This window comes from Pseudomonas sp. 05T35 (assembly GCF_056396605.1).
In genome coordinates this window covers 1-14,855 of the sequence record NZ_JBFTLU010000027.1, presented here as the reverse complement: position 1 = coordinate 14,855, position 14,855 = coordinate 1, and the positions used below count along the sequence as shown (strand labels likewise).

General features: G+C 59.7%; 12 protein-coding genes. 3 read left to right on the top strand and 9 right to left on the bottom strand.

All coding sequences use genetic code 11. The features are described 5' to 3' along the window. Window positions 1-111 precede the first annotated feature (111 nt). Complete coding sequence (locus tag AC1DH9_RS03930) at window positions 112-1,746, top strand: glucan biosynthesis protein D (protein WP_427536292.1); 1,635 nt, start codon at window positions 112-114, stop codon at window positions 1,744-1,746. 212 nt (window positions 1,747-1,958) lie between these two features. Here AC1DH9_RS03930 and AC1DH9_RS03925 read toward each other — a convergent pair whose 3' ends face one another. The 3 genes from AC1DH9_RS03925 to AC1DH9_RS03915 form a co-directional block, all read right to left on the bottom strand. Continuing rightward, window positions 1,959-3,065 carry an NADH:flavin oxidoreductase/NADH oxidase gene (locus AC1DH9_RS03925; RefSeq protein ID WP_427536294.1) on the bottom strand — a complete coding sequence of 369 codons (1,107 nt, stop codon included), beginning with the start codon at window positions 3,063-3,065 and terminating at the stop codon, window positions 1,959-1,961. A 174-nt stretch (window positions 3,066-3,239) separates the two neighbouring features. Next, window positions 3,240-4,949 (bottom strand): single-stranded-DNA-specific exonuclease RecJ, encoded by a 1,710-nt coding sequence (gene recJ / locus AC1DH9_RS03920; protein WP_427536296.1) that lies wholly within the window; start codon window positions 4,947-4,949, stop codon window positions 3,240-3,242. Between the two features lie 66 nt (window positions 4,950-5,015). Next, window positions 5,016-5,558, bottom strand: coding sequence for a YaeQ family protein (locus tag AC1DH9_RS03915; RefSeq protein WP_054593842.1), 543 nt, complete (start codon window positions 5,556-5,558; stop codon window positions 5,016-5,018). Window positions 5,559-5,706: 148 nt separating this feature from the next. Between AC1DH9_RS03915 and AC1DH9_RS03910 the strand changes: the two genes are divergently transcribed. Both AC1DH9_RS03910 and AC1DH9_RS03905 read left to right on the top strand, forming a co-directional pair. Continuing rightward, window positions 5,707-6,906: a CaiB/BaiF CoA transferase family protein gene (locus AC1DH9_RS03910; protein WP_427536298.1), complete on the top strand. Its 1,200-nt coding sequence runs from the start codon at window positions 5,707-5,709 to the stop codon at window positions 6,904-6,906. Beyond that, a complete protein-coding gene (locus AC1DH9_RS03905) occupies window positions 6,860-7,813 on the top strand; it encodes a TIGR02285 family protein (protein WP_477807825.1) in 954 nt (317 codons plus the stop codon). Before AC1DH9_RS03910 ends, AC1DH9_RS03905 begins: the two co-directional genes overlap by 47 nt. 167 nt (window positions 7,814-7,980) lie before the next feature. Here the strand turns inward: AC1DH9_RS03905 and AC1DH9_RS03900 are convergent, their stop codons facing one another. From AC1DH9_RS03900 to xerD, 6 genes are all read right to left on the bottom strand, one after another. After that, window positions 7,981-8,268 carry a DUF3509 domain-containing protein gene (locus tag AC1DH9_RS03900; RefSeq protein WP_427536302.1) on the bottom strand — a complete coding sequence of 96 codons (288 nt, stop codon included), beginning with the start codon at window positions 8,266-8,268 and terminating at the stop codon, window positions 7,981-7,983. Window positions 8,269-8,435: 167 nt separating this feature from the next. Further along, the gene (locus AC1DH9_RS03895; RefSeq protein WP_427536304.1) at window positions 8,436-9,797 is read right to left on the bottom strand and encodes a transporter substrate-binding domain-containing protein; all 1,362 of its coding nucleotides are present in this window, start codon (window positions 9,795-9,797) and stop codon (window positions 8,436-8,438) included. A gap of 119 nt (window positions 9,798-9,916) precedes the next feature. Continuing rightward, entirely contained in the window at window positions 9,917-11,326 is a 1,410-nt protein-coding gene (gene thrC, locus AC1DH9_RS03890) for a threonine synthase (RefSeq protein WP_477807824.1), read from the bottom strand. A gap of 66 nt (window positions 11,327-11,392) precedes the next feature. Further along, window positions 11,393-12,697, bottom strand: coding sequence for a homoserine dehydrogenase (locus tag AC1DH9_RS03885; protein ID WP_477807823.1), 1,305 nt, complete (start codon window positions 12,695-12,697; stop codon window positions 11,393-11,395). Window positions 12,698-12,833: 136 nt separating this feature from the next. Continuing rightward, window positions 12,834-13,565, bottom strand: coding sequence for a DsbC family protein (locus tag AC1DH9_RS03880; protein ID WP_427534697.1), 732 nt, complete (start codon window positions 13,563-13,565; stop codon window positions 12,834-12,836). 264 nt (window positions 13,566-13,829) lie between these two features. Next, window positions 13,830-14,726, bottom strand: a complete 897-nt coding sequence (gene xerD, locus AC1DH9_RS03875) for a site-specific tyrosine recombinase XerD (RefSeq protein WP_477807822.1) — start codon at window positions 14,724-14,726, stop codon at window positions 13,830-13,832. Window positions 14,727-14,855 lie beyond the last annotated feature (129 nt).

The following is a 14,855-nucleotide window of genomic DNA, read 5'->3' as shown; positions in this document are numbered from 1 at the left end:
TCGGCATCTGTTTAAAATCCGATGCGTTTGGCCGAAGGCTTGTCCGAACCTCACATTTTGATCCGAATCGCAGCCAGGAACGCCGCGGGATCGTCCACGACAGGTTGTCCTATGCACCGCAGGAATTTGCTCAAAGCCTCCATGGCCATCGCTGCCTACACCGGCCTTTCGGCCACTGGATTGTTGGCCGCGCGGGCCTGGGCCGGTACGGCCGATGGCGAGGCCCAGACCTTCGACTTCGAGGCGTTGCAGGCACAAGCCAAGCAACTGGCCAGCAGTGGTTATGCCGACACCAAACAGGTGTTGCCGCCGACGCTGGCGAACATGACGCCGCAGCAATTCAACGCGATTCAGTACGACGCCAGACATTCGCTGTGGAATGACTTGAACGGGCAACTCGACGTGCAGTTCTTCCACGTCGGCATGGGCTTCAAGCAACCGGTGCGCATGTACAGCGTCGACCCCAAGACCCGTCAAGCGCGGGAGGTGCATTTCCACCCGTCGCTGTTCAATTACCAGAACAGCGGCGTCGATACCGCGCAGCTCAAGGGCGACCTGGGCTTTGCCGGGTTCAAGCTGTTCAAGGCCCCGGAGCTGGATAAACATGACGTGGTGTCGTTCCTCGGCGCCAGCTACTTCCGTGCGGTGGATAACACCGGCCAGTACGGTTTGTCGGCCCGTGGCCTGGCAATCGATACCTATGCCAAAAAGCGTGAAGAGTTTCCAGACTTCACCAAGTTCTGGTTCGAAACCCCGGACAAGGACAGCACCCGTTTCGTGGTCTATGCCCTGCTCGACTCACCGAGTGCCACCGGTGCCTACCGCTTTGACATCGACTGCCAGGCCAATCAGGTGGTGATGACCATCGACGCGCACGTCAACGCGCGCACGGCCATCGAGCAACTCGGTATCGCGCCGATGACCAGCATGTTCAGTTGCGGCACTCACGAGCGGCGCATGTGCGACACCCTTCACCCGCAGATCCACGACTCGGATCGGCTGGCCATGTGGCGCGGCAACGGCGAGTGGATCTGCCGCCCGCTGAATAACCCGGCGACCCTGCAATTCAACGCCTTCGCCGACACGGACCCGAAAGGCTTTGGTCTGGTACAGACCGACCATGAGTTCGACAGCTATCAGGACACCGTCGATTGGTACAGCAAGCGCCCGAGCCTGTGGGTCGAGCCGACCACCGCCTGGGGCGAAGGCTCTATCGATCTGTTGGAAATCCCGACCACAGGCGAAACCCTGGACAACATCGTGGCCTTCTGGACCCCGAAAAAACCGGTGGCCGCAGGCGACTCGCTGAGTTACGGCTACAAGCTCTACTGGAGCGCCCTGCCACCCGTTGGCACGCCGCTGGCACGGGTCAATGCCACGCGTTCGGGCATGGGCGGTTTCGTCGAAGGCTGGGCCCCCGGCGAGCACTATCCGAAAATCTGGGCGCGGCGTTTTGCGGTCGACTTCACCGGCGGCGGACTGGATCGCTTGCCTGAAGGCACCGGCATCGAACCGGTGGTCACGGCGTCGAGTGGTCAGGTCAAGGATTTCAACGTGCTGGCGCTGGATGACATCAAAGGCTATCGAATCACCTTCGATTGGGTCCCGACCGATGACAGCGTGGCACCGGTAGAACTGCGCTTGTTCATCCGCACTCATGACCGGACGTTGAGTGAAACCTGGCTGTATCAGTATTTCCCGCCTGCGCCGGACAAGCGCAAGTACCCGGATTGGCCGGCAACTTGAGATAAGTGACGTCCAGGCCGGCCCCATCGTCGGATCGCCACCCGGAGCAAGCCCGCTCCCACATTGGATTTKGGTGTACACAAAATCTGTGTTCACACCATTCAACGTGGGAGCGAGCCTGCTCGCGATGACGACAGAACAGCCGCGCAGAATCCGTCAGACAAACAAAGCCCCGGCCAAACAACCGGGGCTTTTGGTTTTTGCAGCTTCACTCAGTCCCGCAAATCCGACTCATGAATCGGCTGATCGCGGCTCGTCGCCCGTTGATACTGCGCCGGCCAGATGGCTTTGCGACCGCCCAAGTCATCATCGGCGTGCAATGGCCAGTACGGGTCGCGCAACAATTCGCGAGCCAGCAGGATGATGTCGGCCTGACAGGTGCGCAGAATGTGTTCGGCTTGCGCCGGCTCGGTAATCAATCCGACGGTGCCGGTGGCAATCCCTGACTCCTTGCGCACGCGCTCGGCAAACCGCGTCTGATAACCCGGCCCGGTCGGGATCTCCGCATTCGCCGCAGTGCCGCCTGATGACACGTCGATCAGATCGACCCCCAACGCTTTCAAGCGCCGCGCCAGTTCCACGGTTTCATCCGGGTTCCAGCCATCTTCGACCCAATCGGTGGCCGATACGCGAACGAACAATGGCAACTCTTCAGGCCAGACCGCACGCACCGCCTCGGTCACTTCCAGCACCAGACGAATGCGGTTTTCGAAAGACCCGCCGTACTGATCACGGCGCTGATTGCTCAACGGTGACAAAAACTGATGCAGCAGATAGCCGTGAGCCGCATGCACTTCAACCACTTTGAAGCCTGCGGTCAGTGCACGCTTGGCCGACTCGACGAACGCCTGAATCACCTCGGCGATCTGCGCCTCGGTCAGTGGTGTGGGGGACGTGTGTTGAGGGTCGAAGGCGATCGGCGAGGGGCCGACCGGAGTCCAGCCGCCATCCGCCGGTTTGACACTGCCATGTTTGCCCAGCCACGGCCGGTGAGTGCTGGCCTTGCGTCCGGCGTGGGCCAGTTGAATGCCGGCGACGGCGCCTTGGGCAGTGATAAAGCGGGTGATGCGTTGCAGCGGTTCGATCTGTTCATCGTTCCACAGGCCCAGGTCCTGAGCGGTGATCCGACCCTCGGCAGTGACTGCCGTGGCTTCGGTAAAAACCAGTCCGGCCCCGCCCACGGCACGGCTGCCGAGGTGGACCAGGTGCCAGTCATTGGCCAGTCCATCGACGCTGGAGTACTGGCACATTGGCGATACCGCGATGCGGTTGAGCAGGGTCAATTGACGAAGGGTATACGGTTCAAGCAGCAGACTCATGGGGCACCTCTCAAATCAGTGGGCAGGCTCCAGGGTTCTGTTTGAATAGTCGACGAGTGACAGGAAAGGATGCGGCACCCGCCCCCGCGGGTAAAAAAAATGGACAAAACGTCACAAGGCCAATCAAGCAGTGATTAGAGCCTAGTCGACATCGGGGGATGAGGCTGCGATCTTTCAGCGCGGTTCGATGTGGGCAATCATCAGCTGGACGGTTTCCTGGCCGCGGAATTCGTTGACGTCGAGCTTGTAGGCCAACTCGACCCAGCGAATGGTCGGGTTCGGCCAGACGTCGCGGTCGATGCCAAACGCGATACCGTCGAGTTTCACCGAACCGCATTCGCTTTTTAGCACCACCTTGAGGTGGCGTTCACCGACCACGCGCTGCTCGACCAACTGGAACACCCCGTGAAACAGCGGTTCCGGAAAGTGTTGGCCCCAGGGACCGGCATGGCGCAGGGCGCGAGCCAGTTCCAGGTGAAACTCTTCGACGGCCAGGGTGCCGTCCGACAACAATCGCCCGGTCAGGTCTTCTTCACGCATTTGCCGGCGAACTTCAGCGTCGAAAGCCTCGGCGAACAATGGAAAACTCGCTTCCGGTAACGTCAGGCCCGCCGCCATGGCGTGACCACCGTACTTGCTGATCAGATTCGGATGCTGCGCCGCCACCACACTCAAGGCGTCACGAATGTGAAAGCCCTGCACGGAACGGCCCGAGCCCTTGAGCATGCCGTCGCCTGCATCGGCAAAGGCGATGGTCGGACGGAAATAACGCTCTTTCATACGCGATGCGAGGATTCCGATGACACCCTGGTGCCACTCGGGATCGAACAGACACAAGCCAAACGGCATCGACTCCAGCGGCAAGTCCTTGAGCTGGGCCAACGCTTCGCGCTGCATGCCCTGCTCGATGGATTTGCGATCCTGATTCATGCCGTCGAGTTGCGCGGCCATCTCACGGGCCAGCGCCACGTCTTCGGTGAGCAGGCATTCGATGCCCAGGCTCATGTCGTCCAGACGCCCCGCCGCGTTCAGGCGCGGACCAAGGATGAACCCCAAGTCGGTCGAGGTGATGCGCGAGTGATCACGCTTGGCCACTTCGAGAATCGCCTTGATGCCCGGCCGAGCCCGGCCGGCGCGAATCCGCTCCAGGCCCTGATGCACCAGGATCCGGTTGTTGGCATCCAGTGGCACCACGTCGGCGACGCTGCCCAGCGCCACCAGATCCAGCAACTCACCGATGTTCGGCTGCGGCCTGCTCTCGTACCAGCCCAGGCTACGCAAGCGTGCACGCAACGCCATCAGCACATAGAAAATCACCCCGACCCCGGCCAGTGCCTTGCTCGGGAACTCACAACCGGGCTGGTTCGGATTGACGATGGCATCGGCCAACGGCAGCTCGTCACCGGGCAAGTGGTGATCGGTGACCAGGACCTTGAGCCCGGCCTTTTTCGCCGCCGCCACGCCCTCGACGCTGGATATGCCGTTGTCCACGGTGATCAGCAGTTGTGGCTCGCGCTGCAACGCCACCGCGACGATTTCCGGGGTCAGGCCGTAGCCGTATTCAAAGCGGTTGGGCACCAGATAATCGACGTGAGCCGCGCCGAGCAGACGCAGTCCCAACAGGCCAACGGTGCTCGCGGTAGCACCATCGGCATCGAAGTCGCCAACGATCAGAATCCGCTGACGCTGCTCCAGCGCCACCACCAGCAAGTCCACCGCCGCCTCAATGCCCTTGAGCTGTTGATAAGGGATCAAGCGCGCCAGGCTCTTGTCCAGTTCCGCCTCCGACTGCACGCCCCGCGCCGCGTATAAACGGGTCAGCAGGGGTGGAATATCACCGAGGAATGGCAGGGTGTCGGGCAATAGGCGAGGTTCAATGCGCATGGGGTGACAGGTGCTTCTCTTGAATACGTAGGATAAAACCGGGTGATGCGATCCTGCGGCGAAAAATCAGCCGCGCTCGCCGGCCAACCATTGCAGCTGGACTTCGTGTTGACCACGGTCGTCGGTGACGAAGATCGTCCCTTCGCTGATCATCACGTCCCATTTGATAACGCGGGGCATGTCCTTGGCCAGGGTTTCCAGGACTTCCTGAGGCACCGCGGCAATGTTGACGTTTTTCAGGTTTTTTACCGCAGGCACCACTTTGCCTTCCCAGACGCGCAAGCTGCCATAGGCCAACAGGCTGGTGCGTTCGGTACGACGCGAGCACCAGGTCAGGCGATCGGCGTCTGGCTGGCCGACTTCGATCCAGTGCAGCACGCGGTCATCCAGGCTCTTTTCCCACAGGGCTGGCTCATCCACTTCTGACAGACCACGGCCAAAGGACAGCTGCTCGTTGTACCAGAGGGCGTAGGCCAACAGCCGCACGGTCATGCGCTCTTCGGTTTCCGAAGGGTGGCGGGCGATGGTCTGCTTGACGCTCTCGTACACGCTGCGGTCGAGGTCGGTAAGGTTCAGTTCAAACTTGTAAGTCGTGGACGGCTGGGCCATGAACGGGCTTCTTGATACGAGGAAAGGCGGCAAGTCTAACCGATGCCGGGTCAATCAACGAATCATGACCGCCATCAAGCGTGGGCGATGCGGCTCGGGCTATGCTAAAACGCTGTATTGATTCAGTCTTTGTCCTACAGGATTACCCATGCCGCTCACTGCCAAACCCCTTGCCGGCCTGAAAATCATCGAACTTGGTACTTTGATCGCCGGGCCTTTCGCCTCGCGTATTTGTGCCGAGTTCGGCGCCGAAGTGATCAAGATCGAATCTCCGGACGGCGGTGATCCGTTGCGCAAGTGGCGCAAACTCTACGAGGGCACTTCGCTGTGGTGGTTCGTCCAGGCGCGCAACAAGAAGTCCCTGACGCTGAACCTCAAGCACCCCGACGGCCTGGCAATCCTCAAGCAATTGCTCGGCGAAGCCGACATCCTGATCGAAAACTTCCGCCCCGGCGTGCTGGAAAAACTCGGCCTGGGCTGGGAAGTGCTGCATGCGCTGAACCCGAAACTGGTGATGGTCCGTCTGTCCGGCTTTGGCCAAACCGGGCCGATGAAGGATCAACCGGGCTTCGGCGCGGTAGGCGAGTCCATGGGTGGTTTGCGTTACATCACCGGCTTCGAGGATCGACCGCCGGTGCGCACCGGAATTTCCATCGGTGACTCGATTGCCGCGCTCTGGGGCGTGATCGGCGCGCTGATGGCCTTGCGTCACCGCGAGGTCAACGGTGGTCAGGGGCAAGTGGTGGACGTGGCCTTGTACGAAGCGATCTTCGCCATGATGGAGAGCATGGTCCCGGAATTCGATGTGTTCGGGTTTATCCGCGAGCGCACCGGCAACATCATGCCCGGCATCACGCCCTCCTCCATCCACACCAGCGCCGACGGCAAGCACGTGCAGATCGGTGCCAATGGCGATGCGATCTTCAAGCGCTTCATGCAGACCATTGGCCGCGACGACCTGGCCAACGATCCAGCGCTTGCCAGCAACGACGGCCGCGATAGCCGTCGCGATGAGCTGTATGGGGTCATTGATCGCTGGGTCAGTTCGTTGCCGCTGGATGCGGTGATCGATCAGTTGAACCAGGCCGAAGTGCCAGCCAGCCGGATCTTCAGCGCCGAAGACATGTTCAGCGATCCGCAATTTCTTGCGCGGGAAATGTTCCTGCAAGCCAAGCTGCCCGATGGAAAAGACTTCAAGATGCCGGGCATCGTGCCGAAACTCTCGGAAACACCGGGCGCTTGCGAATGGGTTGGAGCGGAACTGGGTGAACATAACGTGCAGGTGTTGAGCGAGCTTGGCTATGACGTGGAACAGATCGCGCAACTGCGTGCAGATGGGGCTATCTAAACTGCAAGGGTTGTCAGCCATTCGCAGAGGCGCGGCGCACTACMTTCGTGTGCTGGGTTTCGGCACAACGCTTTCATGCCTGCTGGCAATCCCCTCGGCCGCTCAAGCCAAGGACACGTTGATCTGGTTGCTGCGCGATCTACCGCCGCTGACGATTGTCGACGGGCCGCAAAAAAACCAGGGCGTGATCGACCGGTATTTACCGCTATTGATCGCCAGCATGCCCGAGTACCAACACACGACATTTCAGGTCAACCGCGCACGCGGCATGCAAATGCTCCTGGAACCCAGCTTCACCTGCGACCCTTCGCTGCTGTGGAGCGCGGAACGGGCAAAACGGATCGTCTACTCCATCGAGGCTTATCGAGTCCCTGGCAACGGCATTGTGATACGCCATGCTGACCGCAAAGCACTTGCACCCTTCATCACCGGTAACAGCGTCGATCTGGAGCGCTTGCTGGCTCATCAGGACAAGAAACTGGGAGTGGTCGCCGAACGCAGTTACGGCCAGGTCGTTGACCGCCTGCTGCAACAGGCACCGAGCAACAGTCTGGCAGCCCATTACGGTAACGATGCCCTTGGCAGTCTGCTGCAAATGCAGCGCCTGGGTCGTTTGACCGCCCTGCTGGGGTACTGGTCGGAAATTCGTTATCAGGCGCAACAGCAAGGCATCTCGCCCGATGAGCTGGAGTTTTTCCCGATTCGCGGCACGGACAAGTACCAGTCGACTCATATTGCGTGCTCGGATACCGAGCAGGGCCGCCAGGCCATCGCTCACATCAACAAAATATTGCGCGGCTCGGGGCAGACCAGGCTGGTCGAGTTTTATGCCCAATGGCTCGACCCGAAAATGCGCAGCGAGTACCTGGAAGATGCCAAGAGGTTTTTCCAGAATGAGACACGCTGACCAAACGCCAGGCAAAAGAAACCCCGAGAAGTGGGGAAACGACTCGGGGTTAAACGTGGCCTACAAGGACCCGTACAACAAGCGACAAACACCGGAGCACAATGCCTGCTCTTGTTGATACAGGGTCTGACTAACCTGATTGCGCGAAGGTTCCCGCAAAAAACAAATCAGCTTCTGCCAGCCAGACGTTTGTCTTGCGCAACATTGCGCAGAGCCGCAATCACGCTGGGCTCAAGCCGTCCCTCGGCGATCAGCAAGTCGCGGTGCAAACCGTCGACAACGTCTGTCAGCAGCCGTTTGTCCGTGAACTGCGCCTGATTGAACTCACGCTCGACCACGATAGCGCCAGCGGTACTCTTCAATGTCACCAGGCATTCGCCATGGGCACCTGACGGGGTCAGTGTTACCTGATACGGGCTCAATGCCTCACCCAGCAATAGGCTGATACTTTCCATCTCGATCACCATTCAATAGTCCGAAAACAAAGTGCCAAGGGCGTGATAAATTACCACTGGCCCGAGAAGAAAGTTCTGAACTCGACTGACGGTATGTCGCTTTACCCTGAGTCTTCAGAGCATGCATGGGAAAGATGACAAGAAAAAAACAGTGGGTTTCAACCGCGTCAATCAGGCTCATAACGCCGCCGGCCATGGCTATCGGCCCAGCCGCCCACGACACCTCGCAGCAAACCCTCGGCGCTATAAAACGGCACCGTCCACTGATAAACATCCCTCACACCACTTTTGAACGTCAGTTGGCGCTCGGTAAATCGGGTTTTCCGACTGCCGAGTTGATCCATGATTTCCGCGTGCAGAAGCTCGGCCGTCGAAGCAGGCAAAACGTCGACCTCTGTCAGGCGTTTTCCCTGCATCTGGTCGAAGCGGGTCGACAAGTGTTCTTCATAGCTCTTGTTGCACATGATCAACCGCCCCTCCAGATCCCGTACAAACACCGGATCAGGCATGGCATCCATCAAGGCATGCTGGAACGCCAATTGGTCACCAAGCCCTTGTTCGGCTTTCAGTCGCTGCTTGATCTGCATGCTCAGCCGCTGGTTCCACAGCAGTGAAATCAGCCCGAACAGACTCGCGAAAAATACTCCCCAGCACCCCCACTGGTAGAACCTCTGCCACAGCGAGGGTGGCTGACCGGGCACCACGCCGCTGAGCCACTTCGAACGGATCGCCCGCAACTCGGCCGGAGGAAAAGCCTCGAGCGCCTTGTTGAGAATGCTCAACAGCTGTGGCTGCCCTTTGCGCAGTGCAAGATGGTCGGCCTCCCACATACCTTCGATACTTGGGCCGATCGCCAGCCGGCCTGCAGGGTACAGGTGGGCGCCCGTTTCATTTTCAATGGTGACGTCGGCTTCGCCGCTTTCGACCAGGGCGCGTGCCTCTGCGTAGGTTTTGACCGAGCGCAGCTCGATCTGCGGGTAGTCACGGCGGATACCGGCCTCCAGCGCATGCCTGGCCGGCAGCGCCAGAACCTTGCCTGAAAGATCCTCCAGCGAATCGACCGAAGCAGCTCCGGCCCGCCCGACGAACACCCAGCCAGCCCCGCCAAAGGCATGACTGAAATCCAGAAAGCCTTTGCGTTCATCGTTCACCGCCAGTGTCGTGTTCATGTCTGCCCTGCCACTTTCCAGCAGTCCGAGCAGGTGTTCGGTCGAGAATGACTCTTCATGAACAAACTCCAGCCCGGTCATCCGCGAAAGACGCTGAAGAATGTCGTTGTTCAGACCGCTCCATTGACCGTGCTCATCCTTGAACAAGTACAACGGGAACTGCACCGACGCGACGATCACTCGCCGGTGCTCGGCAATCCATTTGAGCTCGTGAGCCTCAAGCTTGAGACGGTCATGACTGTCGGCAGACCTTACGTCCAAAGCGCCGAGTTGAGCCGCCAATGCACAATGCCCAGGCCCCATGGCACTCAATAAAAATATCCAGCACAAGGCCGGTTTTAATCCACTAAAAAACCACATGCCCACTTCCTTCACGTCCACTCACCCATCCTTGAGGGGCGAAACGACGACAAGTGTGCCATGCAGAAATGAGAAAGCCCGTCAGGAGACGGGCTTCAAAATGTGACAGGTAAATCCTGTCAGAGTGGCTTGCCGCGGTTGCCATGCTGACTGACAAAGGCCTGCACGGCTTTCAGGTCATTTGGCAAAACTGTGCAGCGCTCATCTCGCTCAAACAAATCAGAAAGATGGGCAGGCAGTTCAAGCGCTTTTCCTACGCCGGCTTTTTCGACGGCTTCAGGGAATTTGACCGGATGGGCCGTTCCCAGAATCACCATCGGAATATCCAGGCTACGACGGCATTCACGCGCAGCCTTGACGCCGATGGCGGTATGCGGATCGAGCAGCTCACCGGTTTGTGCAAAGACTTCAGCGATGGTCTCGCAGGTTTGCGCATCATCCACGGCCAGCGAGTCGAACAGTTTGCGCGCTTCGGTCCAGCGCTCTTGCTCGACGCTGAAACCGCCACCTTGCTTGAAGGTGTCCATCAGGCCGGCAATCGCGGCGCCGTTGCGACCGTGCAGGTCGAACAGCAAGCGCTCGAAGTTCGACGAGACCATGATGTCCATCGATRGCGACAGCGTCGCGTGCAGGGTTTCCTTGACGTACTGATTGCCGCTCATGAAGCGGTGCAGGATGTCGTTGCGGTTGGTGGCGACGATCAACTGGTTGATCGGCAAACCCATGTTACGAGCCAGGTAGCCCGCAAAGATGTCACCGAAGTTACCGGTTGGCACCGAGAACGACACCGAGCGCGCCGGGCCGCCCAACTGCAGGGCTGCGTGGAAGTAGTAGACGATCTGGGCCATGATCCGCGCCCAGTTGATCGAGTTCACCGCCACCAGACGCGTGCCTTTGAGGAAGCTCTGGTCGGCGAAGCTCGCCTTGACCATTTCCTGGCAGTCATCGAAGTTGCCTTCGATGGCGATGTTGTGGATGTTCTCGCCGAAGATGGTGGTCATCTGTCGACGCTGCACTTCGGACACGCGGTTGTGCGGGTGCAGGATGAAGATGTCGACGTTTTCGCAGTGCTTGCAGCCTTCGATGGYGGCCGAACCGGTATCGCCCGAAGTGGCGCCAACGATGACCACGCGCTCACCGCGCTTTTCCAGCACGTAGTCGAGCAGACGACCGAGCAATTGCAGGGCGAAGTCCTTGAACGCCAGGGTCGGGCCGTGAAACAGCTCCAGCACCCATTCGTTGCTGTTCAGCTGACGCAACGGTGCCACGGCGCTGTGAGAGAACACGCCGTACGTTTCTTCGAGGATTTTCTTGAAGTCGGCATCCGGGATACTGCCGGTGACAAACGGGCGCATCACCCGGAAAGCCAGCTCGTGATATGGCAGGCCGGCCCAGGAAGCGATTTCTTCCTGGGTGAAACGTGGCAGGTTTTCCGGCACGTACAGGCCGCCGTCACTGGCCAGACCGGCCAGCAGCACGTCTTCGAAATTCAGGGCCGGTGCCTGGCCGCGGGTACTGATATAACGCATGACTGGCTCCACAATTCAGAGTTCGCAAACCCGGGCTCGCGCACGAGCCCGGTGAACAATAACGACTTAGTTCAGGTGCTCGACGCGGATCCGCACCACCGGACCGACCACGTCCGCCAGGGCCTCGAGGGCGGCGATCGCATCGTTCATGCGCTGTTCCTGCACACGGTGGGTCAGCAGGATCATTGGCACCAGGCCGTCGTGTTCTTCGACTTCCTTTTGCATGATCGATTCGATGTTGATACCACGCTGCGACAGAATGCTCGCAACCTGAGCCAGCACGCCCGGATGATCCTTGGCCTGGATGCGCAGGTAGTAGGCGCTTTCGCAGGCTTCGATCGGCAGGATCGGGTGGGCCGACAGCGAATCCGGCTGGAAAGCCAGATGCGGTACGCGGTTTTCCGGGTCGCTGGTCATGGCGCGAACCACATCCACCAGGTCGGCGATGACCGACGAAGCGGTCGGCTCCATACCGGCGCCCGCCCCGTAGAACAGGGTCGAACCGGCAGCGTCGCCGTTGACCATCACCGCGTTCATCACGCCGTTGACGTTGGCGATCAGGCGATCGGCCGGGATCAGCGTCGGGTGCACACGCAGTTCGATGCCGGCAGCGGTGCTACGCGCCACGCCCAGGTGCTTGATGCGATAGCCCAGCGCTTCGGCGTAATTCACGTCAGCGGTGGTCAGCTTGGTGATGCCTTCGGTGTAGGCCTTGTCGAATTGCAGCGGGATGCCGAACGCGATGGACGCCAGGATCGTCAGCTTGTGCGCCGCATCGATGCCTTCGACGTCGAACGTCGGATCGGCTTCGGCGTAACCCAGGGCTTGCGCCTCGGCGAGTACGTCTTCGAAGGTCCGGCCTTTCTCACGCATTTCGGTGAGGATGAAGTTGCCGGTGCCGTTGATGATCCCGGCGACCCAGTTGATGCGGTTGGCCGACAGGCCTTCGCGGATCGCCTTGATCACCGGAATGCCACCGGCTACCGCGGCTTCGAACGCGACGATCACGCCTTTMTCGCGGGCCTTGGCGAAAATTTCATTACCGTGAACGGCAATCAGTGCCTTGTTCGCGGTGACCACATGCTTGCCATTCTCGATGGCTTTGAGTACCAGCTCGCGGGCAACGGTGTAGCCGCCCATCAGCTCTATAACGATGTCGATCTCAGGGTTCGTGGCCACTTCGAAGACATCGTTGGTAATCGCAATACCGGTCGTCTGGAACTGAGGCTTTGGCGTGCGCATGGCAATTTGTGCCACTTCGATTCCACGCCCGGCACGACGAGCAATTTCCTCGGCGTTGCGCTGAAGTACGTTGAAGGTACCGCCACCGACGGTCCCTAACCCACAGATGCCTACTTTGACCGGTTTCACTGTGAACTCCCCATAAAACGGCCGACTCAAGGCCGGCCGTGGAAAACAGCCGCACAGCGTGCGGCTCTCTATTAATGGAACGCCGACTGCTGTCGCCGCTCCATGATCGTCAAAGGCTTACCGTGACGACGCAGGATTATTTCGCATCCAGTGCCAGTTTGGCGACTTGTGGTGCTGGCTGGTAGCCCGGAATCACATGGCCATCGGCCAAAACGATGGCCGGTGTACCGTTCACGCCAATCGACTGGCCCAGGGCGAACTGTTTGGAAACCGGGTTGGCGCACTTGGCAGCCTTGATTTCCTTGCCATTGACCATGTTGTCCATCGCCGCTTTTTTGTCAGCCGAGCACCAGACCGCTTGCAGTTGCTCATCACCCGGCGAGCCGAGGCCCTGGCGCGGGAAAGCAACATAGCGCACTTCGATGCCCATTTTGTTCAATGCAGGCACTTCGGCGTGCAATTTGTGGCAGTACGGGCAGGTGGTGTCGGTGAATACGGTGATGTGGGTCTTGGTTTCGCCAATCGCCGGGTAAACCACGGTTTCAGCAACCGGAATACCGTTGATCAGCTTGGAGATACCCAGACGCTCGGCCTTTTCGGTGAGGTTGACCGGTTTGCCGTCCTTGAGCTGGAACACATAGCCCTGAACGATGTACTGGCCGTCGGCGCTCGCGTACAGCACGCGGCTGCCCTTGAGCTTGACTTCGTAGAGACCGGCCAACGGGCTGGCACTGATGGACTCGATCGGGGTGTCGAGCTGGAGGGTTTCCAGGCTTTTACGGATGGCTTTATCAGCCGCATCATCGGCGATGGCAAAGGTGCTGACCAACGCAATGGCTGCGGCGGCGAAAATCTGGGTCAGACGCATGGGGACTCCTGAAGGCGGGCAAATGGGTCGACTAGAACGCCGGTACTGAAACACTGGGTCATAACCGCCCATCGTGCAAACCAGCAAAGCCTACCACATAAGGCCCGCGTGGCCGAATGCGCCTGACACAAGTCACACATTTGCCAATCAGTGCAGAACCGCTCTTGTAGCAGCTGGCGCAGCCTGCGTTCGGCTGCGCAGCAGTCGTCAATTCTGTATCCGGGGTGTGACTGAAACACCGCGGCGTCTGCTACAGAGATATGCTCAACCGCGTGGGTGGTGTTTGGCGTGCAGGTCTTGCAAACGGGCACGCGCAACGTGGGTGTAGATCTGGGTGGTCGAGAGATCGCTATGGCCGAGCAACATCTGCACCACCCGCAAATCGGCGCCGTGGTTGAGCAGATGTGTGGCGAAGGCGTGGCGCAAGGTGTGCGGCGACAGGGACTTGCCGATCCCGGCGACTTTGGCCTGGTGTTTGATGCGATGCCAGAAGGTCTGGCGGGTCATCTGCTCGCCACGCAGACTCGGAAACAGCACATCGCTGGGCCGCCCCCCCAGCAATTCGCTACGCCCGTCACGCAGGTAGCGCTCGACCCAGACAATCGCCTCCTCCCCCATCGGCACCAGTCGTTCCTTGCTGCCCTTGCCCATGACCCGCAGCACGCCCTGGCGCAGATTGATCTGCTCGAGCGTCAGGCTGATCAGCTCGGTGACCCGCAGGCCGCAGGCATATAGCACCTCCAGCATGGCGCGATCACGCTGGCCGATTGCTTCGCTCAGGTCTGGTGCGGCGAGCAAGGCTTCCACGTCCGCTTCCGACAACGACTTGGGCAATGGCCRGCCAAGTTGCGGCATATCGACACGCAGTGTGGGGTCGACGGCGATCAGCTTTTCACGCAGCAAATAGCGATAGAACCCACGCACACCTGAAAGAAACCGGGCAGTAGACCGGGGCTTGTAGTTTTGTTCGAGGCGCCAGGCCAGGTGATCGAGGATCAGCTCGCGCCCGGCGTTGAGCAGTTCCAGGCCCTTCTCCTGCAACCAGCCGTTGAACAGGGCCAGGTCGCTGCGATAAGCGTCACGGGTGTTATCGGACAAGCCTTTCTCCAACCACAGGGCGTCGAGAAACTGGTCTATCAATGGATGGTCGATGGCAGGCATAAAGGCTCAAGCAAGACAGGCAACAACGGGAAGGTGGCGAACAGTCTTTCATAGCATGGCCGCTCGCGAAACCATTGCACTTTCAGGGAGAGGAATAAATGACGGGCAACAAAAAAGCAGCCCGTAGGC